This window comes from Roseovarius sp. A46 (assembly GCF_004126395.1).
Taxonomy (GTDB): domain Bacteria; phylum Pseudomonadota; class Alphaproteobacteria; order Rhodobacterales; family Rhodobacteraceae; genus Roseovarius; species Roseovarius nitratireducens.
In genome coordinates, this window is record NZ_PVWS01000004.1 from 30,433 (window position 1) to 55,424 (window position 24,992).

Annotated in this window: 26 protein-coding genes and 1 riboswitch; of the genes, 15 read left to right on the plus strand and 11 right to left on the minus strand. The window is 66.6% G+C overall.

Features of this window, described 5'->3' with window-relative positions; all coding sequences use genetic code 11:
- The first annotated feature begins 57 nt into the window (after positions 1-57).
- Both C6W92_RS03445 and C6W92_RS03450 read left to right on the plus strand, forming a co-directional pair.
- A complete protein-coding gene (locus C6W92_RS03445) occupies positions 58-726 on the plus strand; it encodes a thermonuclease family protein (RefSeq protein ID WP_129431664.1) in 669 nt (222 codons plus the stop codon).
- Positions 727-847: 121 nt separating this feature from the next.
- Positions 848-1,084 carry a DUF465 domain-containing protein gene (locus C6W92_RS03450; RefSeq protein ID WP_129431665.1) on the plus strand — a complete coding sequence of 79 codons (237 nt, stop codon included), beginning with the start codon at positions 848-850 and terminating at the stop codon, positions 1,082-1,084.
- A 24-nt stretch (positions 1,085-1,108) separates the two neighbouring features.
- Here C6W92_RS03450 and phnE (C6W92_RS03455) read toward each other — a convergent pair whose 3' ends face one another.
- The 6 genes from phnE (C6W92_RS03455) to C6W92_RS03480 all read right to left on the minus strand — a co-directional run bounded on the left by phnE (C6W92_RS03455) (position 1,109) and on the right by C6W92_RS03480 (position 6,284).
- Entirely contained in the window at positions 1,109-1,921 is an 813-nt protein-coding gene (phnE, locus tag C6W92_RS03455) for a phosphonate ABC transporter, permease protein PhnE (protein WP_129431666.1), read from the minus strand.
- Positions 1,918-2,721 carry a phosphonate ABC transporter, permease protein PhnE gene (gene phnE, locus C6W92_RS03460; protein ID WP_129431667.1) on the minus strand — a complete coding sequence of 268 codons (804 nt, stop codon included), beginning with the start codon at positions 2,719-2,721 and terminating at the stop codon, positions 1,918-1,920. The genes phnE (C6W92_RS03455) and phnE (C6W92_RS03460) overlap by 4 nt, the downstream gene beginning before the upstream one ends.
- A complete protein-coding gene (phnC, locus tag C6W92_RS03465) occupies positions 2,721-3,539 on the minus strand; it encodes a phosphonate ABC transporter ATP-binding protein (RefSeq protein ID WP_129431668.1) in 819 nt (272 codons plus the stop codon). Before phnC ends, phnE (C6W92_RS03460) begins: the two co-directional genes overlap by 1 nt.
- Positions 3,540-3,611: 72 nt before the next feature.
- Complete coding sequence (gene phnD / locus C6W92_RS03470; RefSeq protein WP_129431669.1) at positions 3,612-4,562, minus strand: phosphate/phosphite/phosphonate ABC transporter substrate-binding protein; 951 nt, start codon at positions 4,560-4,562, stop codon at positions 3,612-3,614.
- Between the two features lie 134 nt (positions 4,563-4,696).
- Positions 4,697-5,359 (minus strand): glutathione S-transferase N-terminal domain-containing protein, encoded by a 663-nt coding sequence (locus C6W92_RS03475; RefSeq protein ID WP_129431670.1) that lies wholly within the window; start codon positions 5,357-5,359, stop codon positions 4,697-4,699.
- Between the two features lie 25 nt (positions 5,360-5,384).
- Positions 5,385-6,284 carry a DUF726 domain-containing protein gene (locus tag C6W92_RS03480; RefSeq protein WP_129431671.1) on the minus strand — a complete coding sequence of 300 codons (900 nt, stop codon included), beginning with the start codon at positions 6,282-6,284 and terminating at the stop codon, positions 5,385-5,387.
- Between the two features lie 116 nt (positions 6,285-6,400).
- Positions 6,401-6,478, plus strand: a riboswitch (SAM riboswitch).
- A 56-nt stretch (positions 6,479-6,534) separates the two neighbouring features.
- Between C6W92_RS03480 and metZ the strand changes: the two genes are divergently transcribed.
- The 6 genes from metZ (at position 6,535) to C6W92_RS03510 (ending at position 11,849) form a co-directional block, all read left to right on the plus strand.
- On the plus strand, positions 6,535-7,701 hold the full coding sequence (gene metZ, locus C6W92_RS03485; RefSeq protein ID WP_129431672.1) for an O-succinylhomoserine sulfhydrylase: 1,167 nt from the start codon (positions 6,535-6,537) through the stop codon (positions 7,699-7,701).
- 99 nt (positions 7,702-7,800) lie between these two features.
- Positions 7,801-8,901, plus strand: coding sequence for a GTP cyclohydrolase FolE2 (gene folE2 / locus C6W92_RS03490; protein ID WP_129431673.1), 1,101 nt, complete (start codon positions 7,801-7,803; stop codon positions 8,899-8,901).
- Between the two features lie 176 nt (positions 8,902-9,077).
- Positions 9,078-9,596: a hypothetical protein gene (locus tag C6W92_RS03495; protein ID WP_129431674.1), complete on the plus strand. Its 519-nt coding sequence runs from the start codon at positions 9,078-9,080 to the stop codon at positions 9,594-9,596.
- Positions 9,597-9,719: 123 nt separating this feature from the next.
- Positions 9,720-9,941, plus strand: a complete 222-nt coding sequence (locus C6W92_RS03500; protein ID WP_129431675.1) for a hypothetical protein — start codon at positions 9,720-9,722, stop codon at positions 9,939-9,941.
- Between the two features lie 176 nt (positions 9,942-10,117).
- Positions 10,118-10,345: a DUF1127 domain-containing protein gene (locus C6W92_RS03505; RefSeq protein WP_129431676.1), complete on the plus strand. Its 228-nt coding sequence runs from the start codon at positions 10,118-10,120 to the stop codon at positions 10,343-10,345.
- A gap of 55 nt (positions 10,346-10,400) precedes the next feature.
- The gene (locus C6W92_RS03510) at positions 10,401-11,849 is read left to right on the plus strand and encodes a TrkH family potassium uptake protein (protein ID WP_129431677.1); all 1,449 of its coding nucleotides are present in this window, start codon (positions 10,401-10,403) and stop codon (positions 11,847-11,849) included.
- 21 nt (positions 11,850-11,870) lie between these two features.
- On the opposite strand, the gene C6W92_RS17915 is transcribed toward C6W92_RS03510, so the two are convergent.
- Entirely contained in the window at positions 11,871-12,170 is a 300-nt protein-coding gene (locus tag C6W92_RS17915; RefSeq protein ID WP_241691056.1) for a hypothetical protein, read from the minus strand.
- Positions 12,171-12,267: 97 nt separating this feature from the next.
- Entirely contained in the window at positions 12,268-13,974 is a 1,707-nt protein-coding gene (locus tag C6W92_RS03520; protein WP_129431678.1) for a serine protease, read from the minus strand.
- Positions 13,975-14,180: 206 nt separating this feature from the next.
- Between C6W92_RS03520 and C6W92_RS03525 the strand changes: the two genes are divergently transcribed.
- From C6W92_RS03525 to rpmG, 6 genes are all read left to right on the plus strand, one after another.
- The gene (locus C6W92_RS03525; RefSeq protein WP_104018063.1) at positions 14,181-15,110 is read left to right on the plus strand and encodes a glycine--tRNA ligase subunit alpha; all 930 of its coding nucleotides are present in this window, start codon (positions 14,181-14,183) and stop codon (positions 15,108-15,110) included.
- Positions 15,110-15,631, plus strand: coding sequence for a DUF6446 family protein (locus tag C6W92_RS03530; protein WP_129431679.1), 522 nt, complete (start codon positions 15,110-15,112; stop codon positions 15,629-15,631). Before C6W92_RS03525 ends, C6W92_RS03530 begins: the two co-directional genes overlap by 1 nt.
- A gap of 5 nt (positions 15,632-15,636) precedes the next feature.
- Positions 15,637-17,895: a glycine--tRNA ligase subunit beta gene (glyS, locus tag C6W92_RS03535; RefSeq protein ID WP_129431680.1), complete on the plus strand. Its 2,259-nt coding sequence runs from the start codon at positions 15,637-15,639 to the stop codon at positions 17,893-17,895.
- 142 nt (positions 17,896-18,037) lie between these two features.
- On the plus strand, positions 18,038-20,578 hold the full coding sequence (locus C6W92_RS03540; protein ID WP_241691062.1) for a putative PEP-binding protein: 2,541 nt from the start codon (positions 18,038-18,040) through the stop codon (positions 20,576-20,578).
- Between the two features lie 126 nt (positions 20,579-20,704).
- Positions 20,705-21,319 carry a cell wall hydrolase gene (locus C6W92_RS03545; RefSeq protein WP_129431682.1) on the plus strand — a complete coding sequence of 205 codons (615 nt, stop codon included), beginning with the start codon at positions 20,705-20,707 and terminating at the stop codon, positions 21,317-21,319.
- Between the two features lie 125 nt (positions 21,320-21,444).
- Positions 21,445-21,612 (plus strand): 50S ribosomal protein L33, encoded by a 168-nt coding sequence (gene rpmG, locus C6W92_RS03550; protein WP_129431683.1) that lies wholly within the window; start codon positions 21,445-21,447, stop codon positions 21,610-21,612.
- Between the two features lie 180 nt (positions 21,613-21,792).
- Here the strand turns inward: rpmG and C6W92_RS03555 are convergent, their stop codons facing one another.
- Together C6W92_RS03555 and C6W92_RS03560 are read right to left on the minus strand one after the other, a co-directional pair.
- The gene (locus C6W92_RS03555; RefSeq protein WP_129431684.1) at positions 21,793-22,572 is read right to left on the minus strand and encodes a Bax inhibitor-1/YccA family protein; all 780 of its coding nucleotides are present in this window, start codon (positions 22,570-22,572) and stop codon (positions 21,793-21,795) included.
- A gap of 133 nt (positions 22,573-22,705) precedes the next feature.
- Positions 22,706-22,906, minus strand: a complete 201-nt coding sequence (locus C6W92_RS03560) for a DUF1127 domain-containing protein (RefSeq protein ID WP_129431685.1) — start codon at positions 22,904-22,906, stop codon at positions 22,706-22,708.
- Positions 22,907-23,030: 124 nt separating this feature from the next.
- On the opposite strand from C6W92_RS03560, the gene C6W92_RS03565 reads away from it, so the two are divergent.
- A complete protein-coding gene (locus tag C6W92_RS03565; protein WP_129431686.1) occupies positions 23,031-23,906 on the plus strand; it encodes a LysR family transcriptional regulator in 876 nt (291 codons plus the stop codon).
- Here the strand turns inward: C6W92_RS03565 and C6W92_RS03570 are convergent.
- Positions 23,887-24,855, minus strand: coding sequence for an NADPH:quinone oxidoreductase family protein (locus C6W92_RS03570; RefSeq protein ID WP_129431687.1), 969 nt, complete (start codon positions 24,853-24,855; stop codon positions 23,887-23,889). The genes C6W92_RS03565 and C6W92_RS03570 overlap by 20 nt on opposite strands.
- Positions 24,856-24,992: the final 137 nt, after the last annotated feature.

Below are 24,992 nucleotides of genomic sequence, written 5' to 3' on the forward strand. Positions count from 1 at the left end.
AACGCTTTGTTCACGTTCTGTATTGAAAAGCAGCATCCCCTCCCGCAATAAAGGGGCATGTTAAGGATTTCTTTACTGATCGTTCTTACAATGTTCCCCGCCGCGATCATTGCGCAGGGGTTCGGCGGGCCGGTGCGCGTGATCGATGGCGATACGCTCGACGTGGGGGCCACGCGGGTCCGCCTGCACGGCATCGACGCGCCCGAACTGGGGCAGCGCTGCACCAACGCGGATGGCGTGGCATGGGATTGCGGCACATGGGCCGCCGATCAGGTGCGTAGGCGGATCGGGGGCCGCATGGCGCGCTGTGACACGGTCGATACCGATCGTTACGGGCGTACTGTCGCCACCTGCGCGGTGGCTGGGCAGGACGTGGGCCGGATGCTGGTGACCGAGGGGCTGGCGCTAGCCTATCGCAAGTACTCGATGGCTTATGACCTCGACGAGAAACGCGCCGTCATCGCCGGGATCGGGCTGCACGCGCACCGCTTCGACCGGCCAGCGGACCATCGCCGCACCGTGCGCGAGGATCGCGCGACGCAGACCGCCGCACCCGACCCGGATTGCGCGATCAAGGGCAATATCAGCCGCTCGGGCAAGCGCATCCACCACCTGCCGGGGCAGGCGGATTACGCGCGCACGGTGATCCGGCCTGGGCAGGGCGAACGCTGGTTCTGCTCGGAGGCCGAAGCGCGCGCCGCAGGCTGGCGACGTGCCCGGCGCTGACGCGCGGCCCCGCGCCGCCGCAAGTCGACCCCTGTGCACCCGCCCGGTTTGATCCGGGTCAAGGTGCGTCGCGCCCGCCCCCATTAGGGTGGGTCGGCAGGCAAACAACAGGAGACGCGCGATGTCCCACACCCCCCACGAGCTTCACGAGGAATTTCCGCAATTCGCCGAGAGAACCGGCGAGATGAAACAGGCCGATCCGCACTTCGCACGGTTGGCGGAGGAGTATCACGAGGTGAACCGCAAGGTGCACCGCGCCGAGACCCTGGTCGAGCCGATGGACGACCTCGCCGAGATGGACCTGCGCAAGGAACGCGCGCGGCTGAAGGACGAACTCTACCGCCTGCTGAGCGCCTGAGCGCGGTCCAGACGCGCCGCGCGGTCAGATGATCGCGTGGCGCACCCGCGCCGAGACCCATTCGCTCAGCACCACGGTGGCGAGGATCAACAGCAGGATCACCGTCACTTGCGGCCAGGCCAGCACGTTGAGCGAGGCCTGAAGCTTGAGCCCGATCCCGCCCGCGCCGACCAGCCCCAGGATGGTGCTCTCGCGGATGTTGATGTCCCAGCGGAACACCGAAATACCCCAGAAGGCGGGCATGATCTGCGGCACGATGCCGTAGCTGACCACCTGCGCGGGGCTGGCACCGGTGGCCTGCACCGCCTCGATCTGGCGCGCGTCGGTCTCCTCGATCGCCTCGTAGAGCAGCTTGCCGACAAAGCCGATGGAGCGCAGCGCGATGGCGACAATCCCCGCGAGGATGCCCGGCCCGATGATCGCCACCAAGAGCAGCGCCCAGATCAGCGAGTTGATCGAGCGCGATGCGACGATGATAAAAAGGGCGATGGGCCGCAGGATGCGCTGTGAGGGCGTGGTGTTGCGCGCCGCCATGAACGCCACCGGCACCGCCATGATGACGCCGCCCAGCGTGCCCAGTGTGGCGATGTTGATCGTGTCCCAGAGCGGCACCATCAGCTCCGGCAGGTAGCTGAGGCGCGGCGGCACCATCCGGCCGCCGATATCGGCCGCCTGTCGGGGCGCGTCGGCGACGAAGGCCCAAATGGTGTTTTCCGTCATCACCTGCCAGCACCACACGAACAGCGCCACCAGAGCCAGCCAACCGAGCCACATCACCAGCCGCTTGCGCGGCGTGCGATGCGCCCAGACCTCGGAATGATGCGTGATTTCGCTCATTGCAGGAACTTTCGCAGGTAGCTGGAACCGTATTCCGCCACCATCACGATGCCGATGATGATCAGCAGGATCGCGCCCGCGCTGTCATATTCGTAGCGGTCGATGGCGGTGTTGAGCGTCGCGCCGATCCCGCCCGCGCCGACAATGCCGATCACCGCGCTTTCGCGGAAATTGATGTCGAGCCGGTAGAGCGACAGGCCGATGAGACGTGGCATCACCTGCGGCTGGATCGCGTAGTTGACAAGTTGCAGCCACGAGGCCCCGGTGGCGCGGATCGCCTCGGCCTGCGCCTCGTCGATCTCCTCTATATCGTCGGCGAGCAGCTTGGCGATAAAGCCGATGGTGGCGAAGCTGAGCGTGAGAAAGCCGGCGAAGGGCCCGAACCCGAACATCGCCACGAGAAAGATGGCGATGATGATTTCCTGCAGCGCGCGGCTGACCGCGATGATGCCGCGGCAGACATAGTAGATCGCGCGCGGCGCGAGGTTGCGCGCCGCGCCGACGCCGATGGGCACCGAGATGATGACGCCGATCACGGTCGAGGTGAGCGTCATGGTCAGGCTTTCGATCAGCCCTTGGCGGATATCGATCCAGCGGCTGGTGAAATCCGGCGTGAGAAATCCCATGACGAAGCGTTGCCCGCGCTCCAGCCCGGCGGCGACGCGCGCCCAGTCCACTTCGAGCGTGCCGATGGCCAGCACGAGGTAGAGCACGACGCCGATTTTTAGAGCAAGACGCCAGCGGCGGTCGGTCACGATCTGCGGCGGGCGCTTCCATGTGGTGGGGTAGGCGTCGGCCATCAGGCGAGCGCCTCCATCCGTGCCTTCGCCTCGGCTTCGGCCTCGGCCTGCTCGGCATCGCCCGCGCGCATGGCGTGCCAGTCTTCGGCACCGTAGATTTCGGTCAGCGCCGCCTCGGTCAGCGTCTCGGGTGCGTCGTCAAAGACCACGCGGCCCGCACGCAGCCCCACGATGCGTTGCATGAATTGCTGCGCCAGCGGCACGTCGTGGATGTTGACGATGGCGGGCAGGTCACGCTCGGCACAGATTTCTGTAAGCAGGCGCATGATCTGGCGGCTGGTCTTGGGGTCGAGGCTGGCGGTGGGTTCGTCCACAAGCAGGAGTTCGGGTTCCTGCGCCAATGCGCGCGCGATGCCCACCCGTTGCCGCTGCCCGCCCGACAGCGCGTCGGCGCGCTTGTCGGCGTGGTCCATCAACCCGACCCGGTCGAGCAGGCGATAGGCGTTGCGGATGTCGGTGGGCGGGTAGCGGCGCAGGAAACTACGCCAGAACGGCACATAGCCGAGGCGACCCGAGAGCACGTTCTCCATCACCGTGAGCCGCTCGACCAGCGCGTATTCCTGAAAGATCATGCCGATCCGCCGCCGCTGGCGGCGCAGCTCGCGCTTGCCTAGCTTTGCCAAGTCGATGTCGCCCAGCAGCACCGCGCCGGCGGTGGGCTCCACCAGTCTGTTGATGCAACGGATGAGGGTGGACTTGCCCGCGCCTGACGGCCCGATCAGCCCCATGATCTGGCCCTTGGGCACCGAAAGCGTCACGTCGCTGAGCGCCGTGTCGCCGGTCTTGTAGGTCTTGCCGAGACCCTTGAGATGCAGCATGTCCGGTTACTTTCCGAAAACGAGCACGGGCAGCACGATACCGCCCGCGCCGATCCTGACAGGGAAGAAGGCTCAGTTGCAGTTATATTCGACGTCGTTGGCCGCATCGATGGTGCGGATGACCGACCAATGCTCCTTGAACGTGATCGGAATGAACTGCGCCTCTCCGGATTTCTTGAACTCTTCCTCCAGCTTGGAGCCTTCCCATTCAAAGGTGGCAAACGCCTCCTTGACCTTGTCCTGCAGGTCGGGGTGCAGGTTGTGGACCACGCCATAGCCGGTGGTGGGGAAGGTCTGCGACTTGTAGAGCACCTCGAGCTGATCCTCGGTGACCACCTCGCGGTCGATCATCCGCGCCTTGACCGAGTTGGCGATAGAGGCGGCCATGTAATCCTTGTTGGCGACGCCAAGGATCGAGTTGTCATGCTTGCCCGAGAAGACCGCCTCGAAATCGCGGCCCGCCTCCATGCCGAACTCGGCCTTGAGGATGGCTGATGGCGCCTTGAAGCCCGAGTTCGAGGTCTCGGAGGTGAAGGCCAGTTCCTTGCCCTTGATGTCCTCGACGCTCTCGATCCCAGAGCCGGGATAGGTGAGGATCTCCATCTCGTAGCCGAAGGAGCCGTCAGCGGCGGCCATCATGGTGAACGGGCGAAAGCCCGCGCAGGCCACGGCCAGGGGATTCGACCCGGTATTGAAGCCCGCGACGTGCAGGCGTCCGGCGCGCATCGCCTCGATCTGCGCGGCGTTCGATTGCACCGGGAAGAACTGCACCTTCTTGCCGGTCACCTCGGCCATGTGATCGAGAAAACCCTGCCAGACCTCGGCATAGACAGCCGGGTCCTCGACCGGGGTATAGGCAAAAATGATCGTGTCCGGGTCGAGCCATTTCGATTCGTCCTCGGGGATGTCGGCGATGAGATCGCCGTCATTGTCGGTATAGCGGTCGCCCAGCTTGAACTCGGCATGCGCGGGTGCGGCCAAAGCCAGCGCCGCGACGGTGGTAAGAAGTGCGGTCAGTTTCATCGTGGTCCCCCTGTGGTGATGTTTGCCCGGCTTGTTTAGGGACGGGTGTAAAACAGTGCGTTGACCCTAAGCGGTCCGCTCTTGGGCTGTCTACCCTTTCGTGACGGTTCGTATCAGGTTCGCGACTGCGCGGATCAGGCGGGCTTTGCCGTCGGGTCGCGGCGTTTGTCGGCATGAAGTGCGCGGCCCCGGCGCACGCCCTCCCGCGCGCTCACCTCCTCCAGCCAGCGGGCGAAATGCGGCTTGTCGTCCAGCACCTGCTGCTGGCCCTCCCACAGCGAGCACCACCCCCAGAGCGCCATGTCGGCGATGGAATAGAAATCGCCTGCGACGTAGCGGTTTTCCGCCAACCTGCGGTCGAGCACGCCGTAGAGCCGGGCCACCTCGCCGCGATAGCGGTCCTTGGCGTAGGGGATATCCTCCTTGGCAAATTTCAGGAAATGATGCGCCTGTCCCGCCATCGGTCCGACGCCGCCCATCTGCCACATGAGCCATTCCTCCACGGCGATACGCTCGCGCTCCGTCTCGCCGTAAAAGCGCCCGGTCTTTCGCGCCAGATATAGCAGGATCGCCCCCGATTCGAAGATGTTGATCGGCGCGCCCCCTGGCCCATCCGGATCGGTGATCGCCGGGATGCGGTTGTTGGGCGAGATGGCCAGGAAATCGGGCTTGTGCTGATCGCCCGCGCCGATATCGACGAGGTGGCAGCGATAGGGCAGGCCCATCTCCTCCAGCGCGATGGATATCTTCCAGCCATTGGGCGTGGGCCAGTAATACAGGTCGATCGGGTCGGTCATGGCATCCTCCGGGGCTGTGGCCCGGTCAGAATGACGGCTTGCGCCCGATTGGCAAGGGCAGGCGCAGATCGGGCACGATCCGCGACCAACGCGGCGTGGCACGCCCGGGTAGCGCGGCGCGAAGCTGTGCTAGGGTGAGGTGCTCGGGCTCGCGCAGGAGCCGCGCGTAGAAGGGCAGGGCGCCCGCGCGGGTATAGGGCGACCAGTGGCAGATGCGCGCGGTGGGCGGCGCGATATCAACCCCCGCGCGCCCGAGAGCCGCAAGCGTGTCGCCATCGTCGAGTTGCAGCGTTAGCACGTTGGCACCCGGGCGCAGCGCCAGCCCGAGGCTGCGGTCGCCGCGCGCAGGTGCCGGCATCAGCCATTCGAGCAGCGCATCGTAGAGATCGTTCTCGCGCGTGGTGACGTTGACGATCTCGGTGGCGCGGCCTGCGGGCGTGTCGAGCGCGGCCCCCGCGTTATGGCCGAACTCGGCCCCCGCCAGCAGGATGATTCGCCCCAGCGCACCGGGTGCGAGATGCGCCAGAGCCGCGAGCACGACCCGCGCACCAAAGGAGTGGGCGATGGCGTGGACGGGGCGGTGCGGGGCACGCCGCCGGACAGCCGAAACGAGGTCTGCCAGCGCTTGCCCTGCGCGCGCAGCTTCGCCGTAGGCACGCCACGGTGAGCCGCGCGCGTTCCAGCCGAAGCCGATTGCAAGCCCCTCTCCCGGGGCACGCCCGTCGAAGCCGAGGCCCCTCGGCCAACTCACCACCTTGAAGCAGTCGCGCGCGGGGTCGAGCGCGAAGATATGGCGGTGCGGGCATTCGGTGACGTGGCCGGGGGCGTATTTGAACCCGTGCACCATGATGATCACCGGTCCGCACTCATCGAGAGAGAGCGTGCAAGGCAGCCTGTCACCGGCATTGACGTGAATGATCGGCATGGCGTGCACATCCCACTACATCTTGTGGCTGCGGTGTAGGCCGGGGATATTTCGAAGCGGTGACGTTTTGGTTAAGCCTGCGTGACAGTGTTGACGCGCGCGCGGACTGCGGATAATCGGTGCGGCGTGGCGATTTGTTACCGGATTGCGGGCCACGTTAAACATCCCGCTAAAGAGGTCAGGAGAAAGGCCCCTTTCGCTTGACCGCGAACGGGGCTTTTTTCATGGGCGACACGCCCGGAGGTGATACATGAAGACACGCACGAAACTGGTGCATGGTGGCACGCGGCGCAGCCAGTATGGCGAGGTGAGCGAGGCGCTCTTTCTCACGCAGGGATTCGTCTACGAGACCGCCGAGGCGGCGCAGGCGCGGTTCATCGAGGCTGGCGAGGACCAGTTTATCTATGCCCGCTACGGCAACCCGACCGTTGCCATGTTCGAGGAACGCATCGCCGCCCTCGAGGGTGCCGAGGACGCCTTTGCCACAGCGAGCGGAATGGCGGCGGTGTCGGGCGCACTCACCGCGATGCTGCGCGCGGGCGATCATGTGGTCGCGGCGCAAGCGCTTTTCGGTTCCTGTCTCTACGTGCTGGAGGAGGTGCTGACGCGCTTCGGTGTCGAGGTCACCTTCGTCGATGGCACGGACCTCGACCAATGGCGCGCGGCGGTGCGCCCCGGCACCAAGGCGGTGTTCTTCGAGACCGTGGCCAACCCGACGCTCGAGGTGGTCGATATCGCGGCGGTGGCCGGGATAGCCCATGACGTGGGCGCGACGGTGGTGGTGGACAACGTCTTTGCCACGCCGGTGTATTCCGACGCCATCGCGCAGGGTGCCGACGTGGTCGTCTATTCGGCGACCAAGCATATCGACGGGCAGGGCCGGTGCCTTGGCGGCGTCGTGCTGGGGCGGCGCGACTTTATCCGCAAGGTTCTGGAGCCATATCTCAAGCATACCGGGGGCGCGCTGTCGCCGTTCAACGCCTGGGTCATGCTCAAGGGGCTGGAGACCATTGACCTGCGCGTGCGCGCGCAGGCCGCGAGCGCGCAGGTCATTGCCGAGGCGCTTGCAAGCGACGCACGGGTACGGGTGATCTATCCGGGCCTGCCGGAGCATCCACAGCACGCGCTGGCCATGCGGCAGATGGGGCAGGGCGGCACCGTGCTGGCGCTCGATATCGCGGGCGGGCAGGAGGCGGCTTTCCGTTTTCTCAACGCGCTCGAAATCGTGCTCATTTCCAACAACCTCGGCGACGCCAAATCCATCGTCACACATCCGGCGACCACAACCCACCAGCGCCTCTCCGAGGAGCGGCGCGCCGCGCTGGGTATCACGCCGGGGCTGGTGCGGCTCAGCGTGGGGCTGGAGGATGCGGGCGACCTCGTGGCCGATCTGCGCGCGGCGCTCGACGCGGTTTGATCCGTCCTGCCGGTTTTCGCGTATGAAGTTACGCGATTGGAAATCCGGAGGGAAACCTTATATGGTCAATTCCGGCACAGCGGACAGGGAATCCTATCTATGAACGTGCATCCGTCTGACATGGCGCCGACCCCGGACCGGGACGAGGCGAAGACAGCCCTCGCGCGGCTGCGCCAATGGGCGCAGTCGGCCACCCCCGAAGAGGTGGCCGACCTCGACCCGGCGATCGCCCGGCTTCTGCCCGGCGACGAGGTGATGAATTACCCGACGCTGTCGCGCGACTACCCTGCGGGTTTCGCCGCCGATGCCGCCTATCGCGCGACGCTGCCCGATCTTCAGAACGGGCCGTCCTCGCTCATCCGGGGAACGCGGCAGCAATTGCAGCATGTGGGGATTTCCAATTTCCGCCTGCCGATCCGCTACCACACCCGTGACAACGGCGATCTCACGCTCGAGACCTCGGTCACCGGCACGGTGAGCCTCGAGGCGGGCAAGAAGGGGATCAACATGTCGCGCATCATGCGCAGCTTCTACCGCCATGCGGAAAAGACCTTCAGCTTCGAGGTGATGACAGCGGCGCTCGACGACTACCTCGCCGATCTCGACAGCATTGATGCGCGCCTCCAGATGCGGCTCTCCTACCCGATGAAGGTGGAGGCACTGCGCTCTGGGCTGGTGGGCTACCAGTATTACGACATCGCGCTGGAACTGGTGGAGACGGGTGGCGTGCGGCGCAAGCTCATGCACGTGGATTATGTCTATTCCTCGACCTGCCCCTGCTCGCTCGAACTCAGCGAACACGCGCGGCGCACGCGCGGGCAGCTCGCCACACCGCATTCACAGCGCTCGGTGGCGCGCATCTCGGTCGAGGTGGTCGAAGGCGACTGCCTGTGGTTCGAGGACCTGATCGAGCTTGCCCGCCGCGCCGTACCCACCGAGACGCAGGTGATGGTCAAGCGCGAGGACGAGCAGGCATTCGCCGAGCTGAACGCGGCCAACCCGGTTTTCGTCGAGGACGCCGCGCGGCTGTTCTGCGAGCAATTGCTGGCCGAACCCCGGGTCGGCGATTTCCGGGTGGTGGCAAGCCATCAGGAAAGCCTGCACAGCCATGACGCGGTCAGCGTGCTGACGGAAGGCGATACCTTCGCCGCGACAAGCCTCGACCCGCGCCTGTTCCAGACCCTCGTGCACGGCGGCTGAGCGACCTGTCCGTTTTTCGGGCAATCTGTGGGCGGTGCAGCGAGATATTGCCGCATCCGCACGATGTGATTTGACCTTGCACCGCTGATGCTGCATTGCAGAAACAGATGCGCGTTACGCGCATGTCACCTGTGCGCTCTATCAGCGGCACGACCTGACGAGAAGGAACGATCACAATGCTTGCACCTGATCTCCCGCTCAAGCTCTCCGCGGCGGGCATCCGCCTGACCGGATACATGATCGAGAGCCAATTGCGCGTCGCTCGGATCATGACCGAGGCGGGGCTCAACGCCACGCCCTTCGCCAAGCGGCCGGTGGCAGCGGCGGCTCCCGCGGCCAAGCCCGCGCCCGCGAAGAAACCGGCAGCGGCCAAAGCCACCTCCACGGCCACGAAAAACGAACCCAAGGCCAAGGCGGCTCCAGCCGCAAAACCGGCCGCAACCCAGGCCCCCACGCCCAAGTCGGCCGAGCCCAAGGCGAAGCCGGTCGAGCCTGCGTCGGCAAAACCCGCGCCCGCACAGACAAGGTCCGCGCCCAAGCCGCAAGAGCCGAAGGCGAGTGCCCCGACCAAGCCCGCCCCAGAGCCGACAGAGCCCAAGGCGGAGCAGACCGCACCCGCCGCCGCCAAGCGTCCGCGCGCGCCCTCCAACCCGCCTGCCATGCCGCAGCGGGACGAGAAAACGAAGTCGGAATAAAGACTTGCAGGCCGGGATGCAATCCACGCAACCCGGCCATTCCGAATTGGGGCTCGTGACGCGGAGAGCGATGACCTAAGTTGGCGTCAGGGAGGAAACGCATCACAAATGTGAGGTTTCCAGATGACGAACATTGCAACCAATATCTCTGTCTCGCCGCTTCGGGGCGCATGGGGCCGCTTCGTGGCCGGGCTCGAGCGGGGATGTGAGCGGATGGCGCGCACGCGGTCGCGGCGTGGGCAGATCGAGGCACTCGAGGCCAAGTCCGACCAGGAACTTGCCCGCCTCGGCATCCCGCGGGACCAGATCGCCTATCACGTGTTCAAGGACCTGTTCTACACCTGATCCGCGCCGCGCGCGCATGGGGGCCCGCCGGAAAGCATCCGCCGGGCCCCTTTGCGTTCGTGCTGCATTGCAGCAACACCTCGTGCCGACCTCGCCGCGCACCCGCGCATCGCGCGCCGCGATGCGTTATGATGTGCCCGGGGAGGGGACCCGTTCGACCCGCGAAAGGGGACCCGATGACCGAAACCGACCTGACCGTTCGATTCCTTCCCGCCACATGGCGGCGTGATCTCGATCTCTTCATGGCCGAGCGCGCGCCGGGGATGAATGCCTACATGCTCAGCCGCGCACGGCTGTCCAGCGTGGCGCGCATGCACGCTTTGAGCGACGCGGAACTGGCCGCCATGGGCCTCGCGCGGCGTGACATCCCGGCCTTCGTCATGGAGGACATCCTGCCGGGCTGAGCCCGACACGCATGGCGCTTGACACCGTCGCAAGGCGCGGCCAACGCTGCGCGCCATGTTTGACGTGCGACCCGTGGGATATCTCGTCGGGCTCATGGTGATGGCCATGGGCGCGACCATGCTGCTGCCGTTGCTCGTCGATCTCGCCGAGGGGCGGGAGCACTGGACCGTATTCGCCGAGAGCCTGATCGTCACATGCCTCGCGGGCGGGCTCGTGGCGCTGTCATGCCGCAACGCGATGGGCCACGGGCTGAGCATCCAGCAGGCGTTCCTGCTGACCACCACGGTGTGGGTGGTGCTGCCGCTCTTCGGGGCGCTGCCCTTTGTGCTGGGCGAGACCGGGCTCGGTTTCGTCGATGCGTTCTTCGAATCGATGTCGGGGATGACGACAACCGGCACCACCGTGATCGCGGGGCTCGACGACCTGCCCAAGGGGCTGCTGCTGTGGCGCGGCATCCTGCAATGGCTGGGCGGGCTCGGAATCGTCATCGTGGCGCTGGTTTTCCTGCCCGAGATGCGGGTGGGGGGGATGCAGTTCTTTCGCTCGGAGGGCTTCGACACCTTCGGCAAGGCGCTGCCGCGTACCATCGACATCTCCAAGGGGGTGCTCAACGTCTACCTGCTGCTGACACTGTCCTGCATCCTTGTCTACTTCGTGCTGGGGATGGGCGCGTTCGACGCGACGGTACATGCCTTCACAACCGTCGCCACCGGCGGGTTCTCGACGTACGACGTGTCCTTCGCGGCCTTTGACGCGCCGGTCCAATATGCCTGCATCCTGTTCATGATCCTGTCCACGCTGCCCTTCGTGCGGCTGATGCAGGGGGTGCAGGGGCAGTTGCGCCCGCTTTGGCACGACAGCCAGGTGCGCACCTACCTGCGCTGGATCGGCTATGCGGCGCTGCTTGTGGTTGGCTACGAGATCGCCGTGACCGGACATATCGACGAGGAGGGGCTGCGCGCACGGCTCTTCAACACGGTGTCGCTGTTCTCCGGCACCGGCTATGGCGATGGCGACGTTACCGCCTGGGGCAGCTTTCCCTTCGTGATCCTGATCGCGGTCGGGGCGATCGGCGGGTGCACCGGGTCCACGGGATGTTCGATCAAGATCTTCCGCTACCAGCTCATGCTGCGCGCGCTGGGACAGCAGGCGCGGCGTATCTTTCATCCCAACTCGGTCATGGTGTTGCGCCATGAGGGAAGGCGGGTCGAGGACGAGGTGCTGCAATCGGTGATGCTGCTCTTCACCGTCTACATCCTGTCGCTCGGGGTGTTTTCCGTGGCGCTGGAACTGACCGGGCTGACGCTGATCGAATCTGTCACGGGCGCGTGGACCGCGATCTTCAATATCGGTCCCGCGTTTGGCCCGAGCGTGGGCGCAACCGGCTCGGTGCAGGGCTTCCCCGAGACGGCCAAGGCGCTGATGATCGTCGCCATGCTCATGGGACGGCTTGAAATTCTCGCCGTGCTGGTGCTGCTCCTGCCGCGGTTCTGGCGGCCCTGAGGGCGCGCCGCCGCGTCCTGGTCAGTAGACGTCGCGCCCGCCGCGCGTGGCGATATAGGTCGGGCATTCGGGGCGCGCGGTGTTGAGGATGAGATACCACACCACCTCGCCGGGGCGGCCCGTGCGGGAGTATTCGCAGCCCGAAGGGTGGGTCCACCACTGGCCGGTATGGCCCTCTGGTGGCATGATCTGGCTACTGCCGCCCACGATCGCGGTGGTGTAGCCGCCCATGTCCTGTGCGTATTGGCCCTGCTGCGCGGTAGCGGCGGGCACCGCGAGGCCGAAAAGGCCGAGCGCGGCAAAGAGATGTCTTGCGGTCATGATGCTGTCTCCGGGTGTGCGTGACAGCATCATCACGCCCCGTCGCCGCGGCCTCCGCCGGCCCGGTCGATGGCGAAATCGTGATGTTTGCAGAGAATTATTCCCAACACCCCACGAGTGCGGTCATCGCCTCGGCCCGGTCGGTCAGCGCCTCGCCCGAGAGGTCGGCCTCTACCGTGGCGGCGCGCGGCGTGACGCCGCCGGCATCCAGAACTGCGCGTAGCGCGCCGTTTGTGGCGGCAAAGCTCACCCCCTCGGGCAGGCTGCGTCCCTCGGTCTCGTAGGGCACCAGCATGCCCAGCACCGCGCCGCTGCCATCAAGCACGGGGCCGCCCGCATCGCCAGCACGCGCGCTGAGCGCCAGCCGCTTGAGATGCGTCTCGCCGTCGAGCCCCTCGAGCGCCGCCAACTGGCCGAAGGTGACGGTGGGTGCTCCCAGCAGCCCCTCGTAGGAATAGCCCGCCACTGCCACTCGTGACAGTACCGCCGGAAGACCGTCGCGGAACCGGGCAACCTGTGCGGGCGCAAGCTGGTCGCGCGGGCGTAGCACCGCCACCCCGAAGGCTTCGTCCAGGTGGGCAATATCGGCTTCCGTTGTTTCGTTGATGGTAATCCGTCCGCAACCCTGCACCGCCTCGGCGGCGGTCATCACCGCGCCGCGCGCATCGACGAAAAAGCCCGTGCGCACGCGGTCTGGCCGGCGCACGTCGAGGCCTGCGACGAGGTCCACGCGCTGCCCCGTCGCGGGGGCGACGATGGCATCAAGCGTGCCGGGCAGGGGGGTGAAACTGTCCTCCATCTCCTCGAGCAGCCGGGTGAGGCGGGCCTCGTCGCCCGCGGGCCAGACAAGGGTGAACCCCTTGATCTCGCGCCCCCGCAGCCAGACGCGGGTATGCGAGACCGTGTCGCGCCCTTCGCCGGTGAGGGTGAATCCGTCCGATTCGAGCGCGCGGGGTCCGGTTTCGGGCACGATCTCGAGGCTCTGCATGATGTCGTAGAGCGCGGTCATGGTCGTGCGGTCGCCCGGCTGACTGATGAGCAAAACCTGCGCTGGAAAGCTGCCGCTGGGCTGGTAATGGGCAAAGGGGGCCTCGTGGCGGTCGAATTCAACCACCCCGAGCGGCAGGTCGATCTCGATGCCCGCGCGGGTATCGCGCACGGTTTCCAGTCCGAGATCCTCCAGTACCGCGTTATACTGCCCCATCAGCGCGGCGCGCTGGCGCGTGGTCAGCACGCCGGTCGGCTCGAACCCGTTCTGTTGCTGCCAGCGGGCCATCGCCCCGCGGGTGCCGCGCCCGAACGCCGCATCGATCGCGCCGTCATAGACCCCGGCCCATTGTAGCGCGACCTGCAATTCCTCACGTTCCTCGCGGCTCAGCCGGGCCTCGCCGGCGCGGGCCTCGCGCAGGGTTTCCCCCGGTTCGGGCTGCGGGGCGGGATCGGGGGCGGTCACGAGCGGAGCCTCCTCGGGCGCGGGGGCGGGCGCGCTCGCGTCGCCGACGGGCCAGAACCGGCGGCCGAAGTCGGACGATCGCGCAATATAGCTGTCGCGCGCGATCACCCCCTCGCGGCGATAAACCTGGAGCACGCGCTCGGCCTCGTCCTCCCTGTAAGGGCCAAGCGCGATCGCATACCAGCCCCGCCCCAGGGCAAATCCGTTCACGTCCGGCAGGTCGCGCGCGTAGACGCGCGCCCGCGCCCGCGCCTCGGCGAGGGTTGGCTGCGCCTCGATCTGCACCCAGACCTGCCGGGCAGCGCCGCCCGTATCCTGCGCCGCTGCCGTGAGAGGAAAAATGAAAACCATGTAGCAAAGGGCCGTGACCAAACGCATTCCTGTGCATCCCGTATCTGGTTTGCGCCCTGCTCGGCGCCTCTGACCGGTTCTACCAAACTACGCGGGCATTGCATCTCCTTTCTGCCACCGACGCCACGCCGACGCGACCCCGAAGCCCGATTGACCATGCCCCGCGCCCGGCCTAGGTAGGGCGGGCAATTTCGGGGGCGTTTCGCATGACCGACAGCACTGTGAGACCGCGCAGCTTTCAGGAGATCATTCTCCGGCTCCAAGCCTATTGGGCGGGCCAGGGCTGCGCGATCCTGCAACCCTATGACATGGAGGTGGGCGCGGGCACGTTTCACCCCGCCACCACCCTGCGCTCGCTCGGCTCTCAGCCCTGGGCCGCGGCCTATGTCCAGCCCTCGCGCCGGCCCACCGACGGGCGCTACGGCGAGAACCCGAACCGCCTGCAGCACTATTACCAGTACCAGGTGCTGATCAAACCCTCGCCGCCCGATCTGCAGGATCTCTATCTCGGCTCGCTCGCCGCCATCGGCATCGACGCGGCCCTGCACGACATCCGCTTCGTCGAAGATGACTGGGAAAGCCCCACGCTCGGCGCCTGGGGCCTCGGCTGGGAGGTCTGGTGCGACGGGATGGAGGTCAGCCAGTTCACCTATTTCCAGCAGGTCGGCGGGCATGACTGCCACCCGGTCAGCGGGGAATTGACCTACGGGCTGGAGCGGCTGGCGATGTATGTGCTGGGCGTGGACCATGTGATGGACATGCCCTTCAACGACCCCGGCGCGCCCATACCGCTCAGCTATGGCGACGTGTTCCGCCAGACCGAGGAGGAATACTCGCGCTTCAATTTCGACGTGGCCGACACGACCGTGCTGCTCCGGCATTTCGAGGAGGCCGAGGCCGAATGCGCCGCCATCCTCGGCCAGGAAGAGACCGACCCCAAGACCGCCAAGCGCATCGTCATGGCGCACCCCGCCTATGACCAGTGCATCAAGGCCAGCCACATCTTCAACCTGCTCGACGCGCGCGGCGTCATCTCCGTGACTGAACGGCAGGCCTATATCGGTCGCGTGCGCGCGCTGGCACGGGCCTGCGCCGATGCCTTCGTCCGGACCGGGGCCGGGGGGCAGGCGGCCTGATGGGCAGGGTTCTCAGCATTGGCATTCTGGTCGCCGCCCTGATCGCCGGGGTGGCGATGTATTACCTGCAGGTCTACCACTTCTACGAAGAGGTTCGCCCCGCCTCGGAGGGTGGCACAGTGGACATGCGGATCACCCTCGCCGACGGCGGCACGCGCGCCCTGCCGGTGCGCGATTTCGCGGGCATCGACGCCGACAGCTCGCCGATTCGCTTCCGTGCCTGTTTCGAAACCGATTTGCCGCAGGATGTGGCGCTCGCCACCTACGAGTCCGCCGAGCCGCTCAACGCGCCCGGCTGGTTCGACTGTTTCGATGCCGAGGCCATCGGTGCCGCGCTGCAAGAGGGTCGCGCCCGCGCGTATCTCGGCCAGAAGAACATCACCTATGGCATCGACCGGGTGCTGGCTGTCACCGGCGAGGGCCGCGCCTTTGCCTGGCACCAGATCAACCGCTGCGGTGAAGTGGTCTTTGACGGCCAGCCCGCCCCCGACGACTGCCCCGAACCGCCGCAAGGATACTGAGCCCCATGCCTGATCTCCTGATCGAACTGTTCTCCGAGGAAATCCCCGCGCGCATGCAGGGAAAGGCCGCCGAGGATCTCAAGCGGCTGATGACCGATGCGCTGGTCGATGCGGGGCTCACCTATGCGGGCGCGGCGGCGTTCTCCACCCCCCGGCGGCTGACGCTCGCGGTGCACGGGCTGCTTGCGACAAGCCCCACCACGCGCGAAGAGCGCAAGGGCCCGCGGGTGGACGCCCCGGACAAGGCCATCGAAGGGTTCCTGCGCGGCGCGGGCGTCAGCCGCGACGACCTGGAAATTCGCGATGAAAAGAAGGGCCAAGTCTATTTCGCCACCATCACCCGGCCCGGTCGCCCGGCCACCGACATCGTGGCGGAAGAGCTGGAGAAGGTCATCCGCCACTTCCCCTGGCCCAAGTCGATGCGCTGGGGTGCGGGCAGTTTGCGCTGGGTGCGGCCGCTGCATTCCATCCTGTGCATCCTCACCGACGACGGTGGCGAGGCGCAGGTGGTGGAGATGGAGCTCGACGGTATCCGCGCGGGCGATGTCACGCGCGGGCACAGATTCATGGCGCCGGAGCCGTTTTCCGTCACGTCCTTCGAGGATTACGAAGCAAAGCTAAAGCGCGCAAACGTGGTGCTCGACGCAGCCGAACGGCAGGCAACGATCTGGCAGGAGGCCACCAACCAGGCCTTTGCCTCGGGGCTCGAGGTGGTCGAGGATCGCGGGCTTCTGGCCGAGGTGGCGGGGCTGGTGGAATGGCCCGTGGTGCTGATGGGCCGGATCGACGAAGATTTCCTCGGCCTGCCGCCGGAAGTGTTGCAGACCTCGATGAAGGAGCACCAGAAATTCTTCTCGGTGAGGAACCCGAAATCGGGCCGGATAGAGCGCTTCGTCACCGTCGCCAATGTCGAGACCGCCGACCACGGCGCGACCATTCTGGCGGGCAATCAAAAGGTGCTGGCGGCGCGGTTGTCGGACGCGAAATTCTTCTGGGAGAACGACCTGCGCATTGTGCGCGAGCGGGGCCTCGAAGGCATGGCCGAGGGGCTGCACGACGTCACCTTCCACAACAAGCTCGGCAGCCAGGCCGATCGCGTGGCGCGCATCGCGGCGTTGGCGCGCGAGATCGCACCGTTGGTGGGGGCGGATGCCAGCTTGGCGGAACAGGCGGCACAGGTCGCCAAGGCCGACCTCGAGTCGGAAATGGTTGGTGAATTCCCCGAATTGCAGGGGCTTATGGGGCGCTATTACGCCAAGGCCGCGGGGCTCGCGCCAGAGGTCGCGGCGGCCTGCGAGGAGCATTACAAGCCGCTCGGGCCGGGCGACGCGGTGCCCGCCGCCCCCGTCTCGGTAGCGGTCGCCTTGGCCGACAAGATCGACATGCTGACCGGTTTCTGGGCCATCGACGAGAAACCCACCGGCTCCAAGGATCCCTACGCCCTGCGCCGCGCGGCTCTCGGCGTGATCCGTATGGTGATGGAAGGCGACCTTCGCCTGCCGCTCGACCGCTTTATCGACGCGCAGCTTCTGCGCCAGAAGATCAAACTCAATCGAGACGATGCCAGTGATGACGAGATCGACACGCTGGAGGAAATACTTGACGAGATCGCCCATCACGGCGTGTTCGGTGCCGCCTTCGAGGCGGTTCTTGACAAGTTGCACGACCGGGACCGGACGCCGGAAACCGGCAATGGCAGCCTGATACACAAGGTGGGCGCAGCTATGCCGGACCTCAGCGACGACCTCCTCGCCTTCCTCCACGACCGCCTTAAGGTCCACCTGCGCGACGAGGGCCTGCGCCATGACGTGATCGACGCCTGTCTGGCCATGCCGAACAACGACGATCTCACCCTGCTCGTCCACCGCGCCCGCGCGCTCGGGGATTTCCTCAAAACCGACGATGGCGAGAACCTGTTGCAGGGGTTCAAGCGCGCCAACAACATTCTAAGCCAAGCCGAGGACAAGGATGGCGTCGAGTATTCCTACGGCGCCAACGTGAAATTCGCCGACACGGAGGAGGAGCGCACGCTGTTCGCCGCTCTCGACGCGGCCGAGCCGCAAATCGCCGCCGCGCTCGGCTCGGAGAACTTTGCCGGTGCCATGTCCGCGATGGCCGCCCTGCGCGCGCCCATCGACGCGTTTTTCGACGCGGTGCAGGTCAATGTCGAGAATGCGGTCATCCGTCGCAACCGGCTCAACCTGCTGAGCCGAATCCGCCACATCTGCCTTCAGGCCGCCGATCTGACCCGCGTCGAGGGGTAGGGACGGCCACCTCTTACCCGTCACACGCCTGTGATCCTTTCCCTTGCCATGTTCACATCGCGGCGTATGGTGCGGGCAAAGGAGAGGTGCCGCAGTGCAGCAAGACGACCCCGATATCACCCTCATCACCGCCTCGGCGCCCATGCAAGCGGACACCCATGGCGGCCGCGCGAAATGCCTGCAACGGCTGGTGCGGCTCGACCTGCCGGTACCGCGCACCATCGCGCTATCGTTTGACGCCGTTCACCGCATCGCGGCGGGCGAGATGCCCGACATGGCCGCGCTGCTCGCCCCTTTCGGCGCGACGCCGCTCCTGTGTGTGCGCCCCTCGTCCGAGGACCCTGACTGGGGCGGGCCGAACGCGGTGCTCAACATCGGGATGAACGACGCGCGCTACCTGGATCTGTCCGAGCAGATCGGCAAGCAGGCGGCCTCGGATATCTACCTGCGTTTCGTGCAATCCTATGCCATCCACGTGGCCCGGCTCGATCCGGACGTGTTCGAAGAGGTCGCACCCGACCCGGTGCAAGGGCTGGGAGAGGCGCTGCGCGCCTACGAGGACGAGACCGACGAGGCCTTCCCGCAGGATCCGGCCGTGCAACTCGGGCAAGTGCTGCGCTCGATGGCGCGCGCCTGGGAGGGGACGACGGCGCGCCTCCTGCGGCAGGCCAAGGGCGCACCCAAAGATGCCGGGCTGGGCCTCGTGGTGCAGCAACTGGCGCTGGGGATCGGCCCGGGCGAGAGCGGTTCGGGCGTGATGCAGCTTGTCGATAGCCGCACCGGCGCGCAGCAGATCACCGGGCGTTACCTCAGCCAGAGCCAGGGGCGCGACGCGCTGCGCGGCGGCGAGGACTCGATCTTTCTCACCCGCGACCCGCGTGGCCCCTCGCTCGAAGAGCTGGCCCCTGACGCGTTCGCCGAGATCCGCGCGCATACGCGGCTCATGCGCGAGAAGCTGCGCGAAGAGATGCAGACCGAGTTCACCATCGAGGACGGCAAGGTCTGGATCCTCGATGGCATCCGCGTGGCGCGCAACGCCCGCGCGGCGGTGGCCATCGCGGTGGCGCTGGCCGAGGATGGGATCATTCCCCGCGAGGAGGCGCTGATGCGGGTCGAGCCGCGTGCGCTCAACGAGCTTCTGCACCGGCAGGTGGACCCCGAGGCGCCGCGCGACATCCTCGCCCACGGCATCGCCGCAAGCCCCGGTGCCGCCTCGGGCAAGGTGGTGTTCACGGCCGCCGAGGCGCAGGCGGCGGCGGCGCGGGGTGAACCTTGCGTTCTGGTGCGGCGCGAGACCAGCCCCGAGGACATCCGCGGGATGCACGCCGCCAGCGCCATCCTCACCGAGCGCGGTGGCATCACCAGCCACGCCGCGGTGATCGGGCGCGGCATCGGCCTGCCTTGCGTCGTGGGGGCGTCGGATATCCGCTTCCAGACCCGGCGCAAGATGCTGACCATGCCCGGCGGGCAGGTGATCCGCGCGGGCGAGACGATCACCGTCGATGGCACCAACGGCGAGGTGCTGGCGGGCGAGGCGCCGCTGCTCGAGGCCGCGCGCGACGCCGCCTTTCAAACGCTCATGTCCTGGGCCGACGAGACCCGCGACATCGCCGTGCGCGCCAATGCCGACACCCCCGCCGATGCCGAGCTAGCGCGCAATTTCAACGCGCGCGGCATCGGCCTGTGCCGGACAGAGCACATGTTCTTCGAGGCCGACCGCCTCACTGTCATGCGCGAGATGATCTTCGCCGACACGAGCGAGGACCGGGCCGCCGTGCTCGAACGGCTCCTGCCCATGCAACGCGCCGATTTCGCCGACCTGTTTCGCATCATGCAGGGACAACCCGTCTGCATCCGCCTCTTCGATCCGCCGCTGCACGAGTTTCTGCCCGCCGACCGTGCGGGTCATCTGCAACTGGCCGAGGCGCTGGACATGCCGGTCTCTGACGTCACCCGCCGGGTCGAGGCCCTGGGCGAATACAACCCCATGCTGGGTATGCGCGGCGTGCGGCTGGGCATCACCGTGCCGGAAATCTACGACATGCAGGCGCGCGCCATCTTCGAGGCGACGCTCGAGGCGAGCCGCGAGGGCGAGGCGCCGGTGGTGCCCGAGATCATGATCCCGCTGGTCAGCGCGCGCCGCGAGGTGGAGATCGTCAAGACGCGCATCGACGCGGTGGCGGCGGCGGTGCGCAACGAGCGGCAGCGCGATTTTGCCTACCGGCTGGGCGTGATGGTAGAAACCCCGCGCGCAGCGCTGCGCGCGGGCGAGATCGCGCCCCTGGTGTCGTTCCTCAGCTTTGGCACCAATGACCTTACGCAGATGACCTATGGCCTGTCGCGCGACGATGCCGGTCGGTTCATGTCGGCCTATGTGCAGCAGGGCGTCTTTCCGGAAGACCCGTTCCACGTGCTCGACACCGATGGTGTGGGCGAGCTTCTGCGGATCGGGGCCGAGCGCGGGCGCGCGGCCAACCCCGACATTGTGCTGTCGATCTGCGGCGAGCATGGCGGCAACCCCGAATCGATCTCGTTCTGCCGAGACGCGGGCTTTACCTACGTCTCGTGCTCGCCCTTCCGGGTGCCGGTGGCGCGACTCGCTGCCGCACAGCTCTCGGTGCGTGACAGAATCGGCACGCCTGAGGCCGTCCTCGCGCAAGATCCTTCGCGTTCTGTGGGCTGAGACGCGCTGGATTGCCCGTCGGCAAAAATTCGCCGATGGGGGCGGGTGGACGCGTGGTGCGCTTTCGGCTAATGGCCCGCGATGATCGTGCCGGTGCAACGCGCCGGAAAACGAAGGAGATCGCCTATGAAACGGACGCTTTTGATCGCGGCGCTTGTCTCCGCCTTAGGCGGGGCTGTGGTGGCGGACACCCCGCTCACGCAACTCATGGCCCAGGAAATCCGCGCCCTGCGCGCGATCCCGGGTGACCGGCTGGCCGGCTACGTTGCCCGCCCCGAGACCGGGATCGAGTATTCGCGCGGCTGGCTTGCGCGGCAGCGGGTGCGTGGCGCGGACCAGCAGACCGAATGCCTCGCCGAGGCGCTCTATTTCGAGGCCCGCGGCGAGAGCGTGCGCGGCCAGTTCGCGGTGGCCGAGGTCATCATGAACCGCGTCGATAACCCCGAGTTTCCCGACACGGTCTGCGGCGTGATCCACCAGGGTACCGGGAAAAAATACCAGTGCCAGTTCACCTATACCTGCGACGGCAACCCCGAGCACATCGCCAACCAGTCCATCTACGGGCAGGTGTCCAAGGTCGCGCGGCTGATGGTCGAGGGGGCACCGCGGCAACTGACCGACGGGGCGACCTACTACCACACCCGCGCCGTCAAGCCGCGCTGGGCACGCAAGTTCGCGCACACCGCCTCCATCGGCGTGCATCATTTCTACCGCAAGCCGACGCGCCTCTCGAGCAACTGAGGGCGGCGCGCAATTCCCTCGCCACGCGCCGGAATCGCGGTTGACTCGGTCGCGCGCCCCGGTAAAAGGCGGGGTTCATGGGATATTCGCGGGTGCCCATGCGCATCCGCCGCAGGAGACGAGACATGGCAAAGCCGACCACCATCAAGATCCGCCTCAACTCGACCGCGGGTACCGGGCATTTCTACGTGACCAAGAAGAACGCGCGCACCATGACCGACAAGATGACCGTGCGCAAATACGACCCGGTCGCGCGCAAGCATGTCGAGTACAAGGAAGGCAAGATCAAGTAACGATCGCCCTCCCGTTCGACACGGCAAGAGCCGCGCCCCCGGGCGCGGCTTTCTCTTTGTGCGCCACTCTGCACCTGGTGCTGTGCCTCTTCTTGGCAAAAATACCCGAATCCCACGGCGCAGGCACGAAAAAGGGCCGGTCGCTGTGACCGGCCCTGATGTCTTCCAGAGGCTTGCGCGCTATTCCTGCTGGCCCATGAACATCAGCAGGAACTGGAACATGTTCAGGAAGCTGATGTAGAGGTTGAGCGCGCCGTCATAGGCGGCCTTGTCCAGCCATTCCTGGTCGCCCTGCGCGGCGTGGGCCACGTAGGTGTTCTTGATCTCCTGCGTGTAGAACGCCGTCAGCCCCGCAAACACCAGCACGCCGATGGCCGAGATGGCGAACATCATCGCCGGGCTCTGCAGGAAGATGTTGACGATCATCGCCACGATCAGCCCGATCACCCCCATGATGAGGAAGCTGCCCCAGCCCGAGATGTCCTTCTTGGTGGTGTAGCCCCAGAGCGACAGCCCTGCGAAGGCGATCGCCGTCACCACGAAGGTCTGCGCGATCGAGAAGCTGGTGAAAACCAGGAAGATCGAGCTGAGCGAGATGCCGATCAGCGCCGCGAAGGCGAAAAAGCCAAGCTGCACACCCGCTGCGGGTGCCTTGCGCAGCAACGCGCCCCAGCCGAGGAAGATGAACGCCAGCGGCGCCAGCATCACCACCCATCTCAGCGGCGACAGGTAGATCGCCGAACCAAAGCCCGTGAGCATCTCGCCGTTGGGCAGTTGCGCGGCCGCGGCCGAGGGATCGGTGGTCACGGCGAGTCCCGAGATGGCCCATGCCGCCAGCGCAGTGATGAGCATCCCCACGGACATGGTGCCGTAGACCTTGTTCATGTGCGCGCGCAGTCCGGCGTCGATCTCGCTGGCGCGTGCGCCCGCTGTCGTCCGGATCGTGTCGTGTTGAGCCATTGATACCTCCAGTTACGTGGCAGCCCCGGGACGGGGCTTTGCCAGTAATATCGGAGGGGACGGGGGTCTTTTCAAGCTTTTCCGACCGTTTCGGATATGTTTTTCGTGCCGGTCCGGTGCGCCTGCCCGCGCGTCACGCGCAGGGGGTGCCAGACAGGTCCCAGAACGGGCGTGCGGCCTCGCGCTGCGCGTCATGACGGCTCAGGCCGAGATCGGCAAGGATAGCATCGTCGAGTTGCGCCAGTTCCCGGCGCTGACGGGCGACTTCGTACATCTGCCGTAGGGGCAGGCGGCGCGGGCGGGGCAGGGCGAAGGCTGCGAGGCGGATGGACATGGGTTGCTCCTTTCGGGTCTGTGATGAATTTGACGGTTTACATTTCATGTCTTGATCATATGGCGGAAGTCCCTGCATAATGAAAATGAATGTTCGTATGCCAATACATCACGGGAGCTGATCCATGAGGAATCTCGACATCACCACCCTGCGCGCGCTCGTGGCGGTCGCGGACCACGGCGGGGTCACGCGGGCAGCGGCGATCCTGAACCTCACGCAATCGGCCGTGTCGATGCAGATCAAGCGGCTGGAAGAGATGCTGGACCTCGCGCTCTTCGACCGTGGCAACCGGCGCGTGTCGCTCACCGGCCCGGGCGAGCAGCTCGTGAGCTATGCGCGGCGCATCCTCGCGCTCAACGACGAGGCGGTCGCGCGACTGACCGAGGATCGCTACGAGGGCGAGCTGCGCCTCGGGGTGCCGCATGACATCGTCTACCCGGTGGTGCCGCGCGTGCTCAAACAGTTCAACGCCGCCTATCCGCGGATCAACGTGCACCTGCGTTCGTCGAGCACGATGAAACTGCACGAGGAATTCCAGCGTGGCGAGGTGGACGTGATCCTGACCACCGAAGGATCGCCCAAGCCCGGCGGCGAGACCCTGACCGAGATGGCCCTGCGTTGGACCGGGGCGCGCGGCGGCGTGGCGTGGAAGCGGCGCCCGCTGCGGCTCGCCTTCTGCTCCAACTGCATCTTCCGGCCCATCGTGCTGCGCCGGCTCGAGGAGGCGGGGATCGACTGGGAGATGGCGGTGCTGTCCGAAGACGACCGCGCGGTCGAGGCGCTGGTCAGCGCCGATCTCGCCGTCGGCGCGCTGCTAGAGGACAGCATTCCGCCGCACCAGGAGGCGATCGAGCCGGGCACGGCGCTGCCCGATCTCGGCGTGCAGAAGATCAACCTCTACGTCCGCCCCGGCGGCGACGCGCTGCTTGATCCGCTGTCGGACATGCTGCGGCAGGGCTTCATCGCACAGCCCGCGCCGGTCAGTCTGCGGATGGCGTGACCACCACCTTGCCGGTGGATTTGCGGCTGCGCAGCAGATCCAGCGCCTCGGCGGCGCGGTCGAGCGGCAGGACGTGGCTCACATGCGGGCGGATACGGCCCGCCTCGTACCAGCCGAACAGCGTCGCGAGGCTCTCGGTCACCACCTCGGGTCGGAACTTCAGGTATCCGCCCCAGTAGAGACCCATCACGCTCAGGTTCTTGACCAGCAGGTGATTGGCGGGGATCTGCGGCACCTCGCCGCTGGCAAAGCCGATGGCGAGGATGCGCGCCTCGGGGCGGCAGGCGCGCATCGCCGCCTTGAACTGGTCGCCGCCCACTGGATCATAGACCACGTCCACTCCACCCAATCCGCGGCACGCTTCGCGGATGTCCTCGGTGGCGGCGTCAATCAGGTGGTCGGCACCAGCCTGCCGCGCCACCTCCAGCTTTTCTGCCCCGCGCGCGCAGGCGATCACCCGTGCGCCCATCAACTTGCCGATCTCCACCGCCGTCAGTCCGACACCGCCCGCCGCGCCCAGCACGAGGAGCGTTTCGCCGGGTTGCAGCCGCGCCTTGTGATCGAGCGCGACGTGGCTCGTGCCATAGGCGATCTGGAACGCGGCGGCGTCGGTGAAACTCATCGCATCGGGCAGCGGCACGGCGCGCGCGACCGGGAAGCAGCCCTGCTCGGCCAGCCCGCCCTGTCCGCCGAACACCGCGACGCGGGTGCCGGGGGCCGGACCGTCAGTGTCGGGGCCGCGCGCGGTCACCGTGCCCGCCACCTCCATCCCGAGGGTAAAGGGCGGCTCGGGCGTGTCCTGATAGCGTCCCTCGATCATCAGAAGATCGGCGAAGTTGAGCCCGCAGGCGGCGATGCGCAGGCTGATCTCACCGGCCTTTGGTGCCGGCGCGGGGATATTGTCGAGCGCGGGCGGGGCGCCGGCGGCGGTCAATCGGTAGGCACGCATTTGTCGGTCTCCGGTCACAACTGCGCCCCTTGGCGTAAGTGGCGGGTGCGGGTATGTCCATCCGATTCGCCGGACCTGCACGGCGGACCCCATGATTGCACATCGAACCGCGCCACAACCTATCCGAAAGAGCGGTG

What these genes read in the sequence shown, in the direction of transcription:
- C6W92_RS03445 (WP_129431664.1), top strand. Translation starts at nt 58, where the DNA reads ATGTTAAGGATTTCTTTACTGATCGTTCTTACAATGTTCCCCGCCGCG.
- C6W92_RS03450 (WP_129431665.1), top strand. Translation starts at nt 848, where the DNA reads ATGTCCCACACCCCCCACGAGCTTCACGAGGAATTTCCGCAATTCGCC.
- phnE (WP_129431666.1), bottom strand. Translation starts at nt 1,921, where the DNA reads ATGAGCGAAATCACGCATCATTCCGAGGTCTGGGCGCATCGCACGCCG.
- phnE (WP_129431667.1), bottom strand. Translation starts at nt 2,721, where the DNA reads ATGGCCGACGCCTACCCCACCACATGGAAGCGCCCGCCGCAGATCGTG.
- phnC (WP_129431668.1), bottom strand. Translation starts at nt 3,539, where the DNA reads ATGCTGCATCTCAAGGGTCTCGGCAAGACCTACAAGACCGGCGACACG.
- phnD (WP_129431669.1), bottom strand. Translation starts at nt 4,562, where the DNA reads ATGAAACTGACCGCACTTCTTACCACCGTCGCGGCGCTGGCTTTGGCC.
- C6W92_RS03475 (WP_129431670.1), bottom strand. Translation starts at nt 5,359, where the DNA reads ATGACCGACCCGATCGACCTGTATTACTGGCCCACGCCCAATGGCTGG.
- C6W92_RS03480 (WP_129431671.1), bottom strand. Translation starts at nt 6,284, where the DNA reads ATGCCGATCATTCACGTCAATGCCGGTGACAGGCTGCCTTGCACGCTC.
- metZ (WP_129431672.1), top strand. Translation starts at nt 6,535, where the DNA reads ATGAAGACACGCACGAAACTGGTGCATGGTGGCACGCGGCGCAGCCAG.
- folE2 (WP_129431673.1), top strand. Translation starts at nt 7,801, where the DNA reads ATGAACGTGCATCCGTCTGACATGGCGCCGACCCCGGACCGGGACGAG.
- C6W92_RS03495 (WP_129431674.1), top strand. Translation starts at nt 9,078, where the DNA reads ATGCTTGCACCTGATCTCCCGCTCAAGCTCTCCGCGGCGGGCATCCGC.
- C6W92_RS03500 (WP_129431675.1), top strand. Translation starts at nt 9,720, where the DNA reads ATGACGAACATTGCAACCAATATCTCTGTCTCGCCGCTTCGGGGCGCA.
- C6W92_RS03505 (WP_129431676.1), top strand. Translation starts at nt 10,118, where the DNA reads ATGACCGAAACCGACCTGACCGTTCGATTCCTTCCCGCCACATGGCGG.
- C6W92_RS03510 (WP_129431677.1), top strand. Translation starts at nt 10,401, where the DNA reads ATGTTTGACGTGCGACCCGTGGGATATCTCGTCGGGCTCATGGTGATG.
- C6W92_RS17915 (WP_241691056.1), bottom strand. Translation starts at nt 12,170, where the DNA reads ATGACCGCAAGACATCTCTTTGCCGCGCTCGGCCTTTTCGGCCTCGCG.
- C6W92_RS03520 (WP_129431678.1), bottom strand. Translation starts at nt 13,974, where the DNA reads ATGGTTTTCATTTTTCCTCTCACGGCAGCGGCGCAGGATACGGGCGGC.
- C6W92_RS03525 (WP_104018063.1), top strand. Translation starts at nt 14,181, where the DNA reads ATGACCGACAGCACTGTGAGACCGCGCAGCTTTCAGGAGATCATTCTC.
- C6W92_RS03530 (WP_129431679.1), top strand. Translation starts at nt 15,110, where the DNA reads ATGGGCAGGGTTCTCAGCATTGGCATTCTGGTCGCCGCCCTGATCGCC.
- glyS (WP_129431680.1), top strand. Translation starts at nt 15,637, where the DNA reads ATGCCTGATCTCCTGATCGAACTGTTCTCCGAGGAAATCCCCGCGCGC.
- C6W92_RS03540 (WP_241691062.1), top strand. Translation starts at nt 18,038, where the DNA reads ATGCAAGCGGACACCCATGGCGGCCGCGCGAAATGCCTGCAACGGCTG.
- C6W92_RS03545 (WP_129431682.1), top strand. Translation starts at nt 20,705, where the DNA reads ATGAAACGGACGCTTTTGATCGCGGCGCTTGTCTCCGCCTTAGGCGGG.
- rpmG (WP_129431683.1), top strand. Translation starts at nt 21,445, where the DNA reads ATGGCAAAGCCGACCACCATCAAGATCCGCCTCAACTCGACCGCGGGT.
- C6W92_RS03555 (WP_129431684.1), bottom strand. Translation starts at nt 22,572, where the DNA reads ATGGCTCAACACGACACGATCCGGACGACAGCGGGCGCACGCGCCAGC.
- C6W92_RS03560 (WP_129431685.1), bottom strand. Translation starts at nt 22,906, where the DNA reads ATGTCCATCCGCCTCGCAGCCTTCGCCCTGCCCCGCCCGCGCCGCCTG.
- C6W92_RS03565 (WP_129431686.1), top strand. Translation starts at nt 23,031, where the DNA reads ATGAGGAATCTCGACATCACCACCCTGCGCGCGCTCGTGGCGGTCGCG.
- C6W92_RS03570 (WP_129431687.1), bottom strand. Translation starts at nt 24,855, where the DNA reads ATGCGTGCCTACCGATTGACCGCCGCCGGCGCCCCGCCCGCGCTCGAC.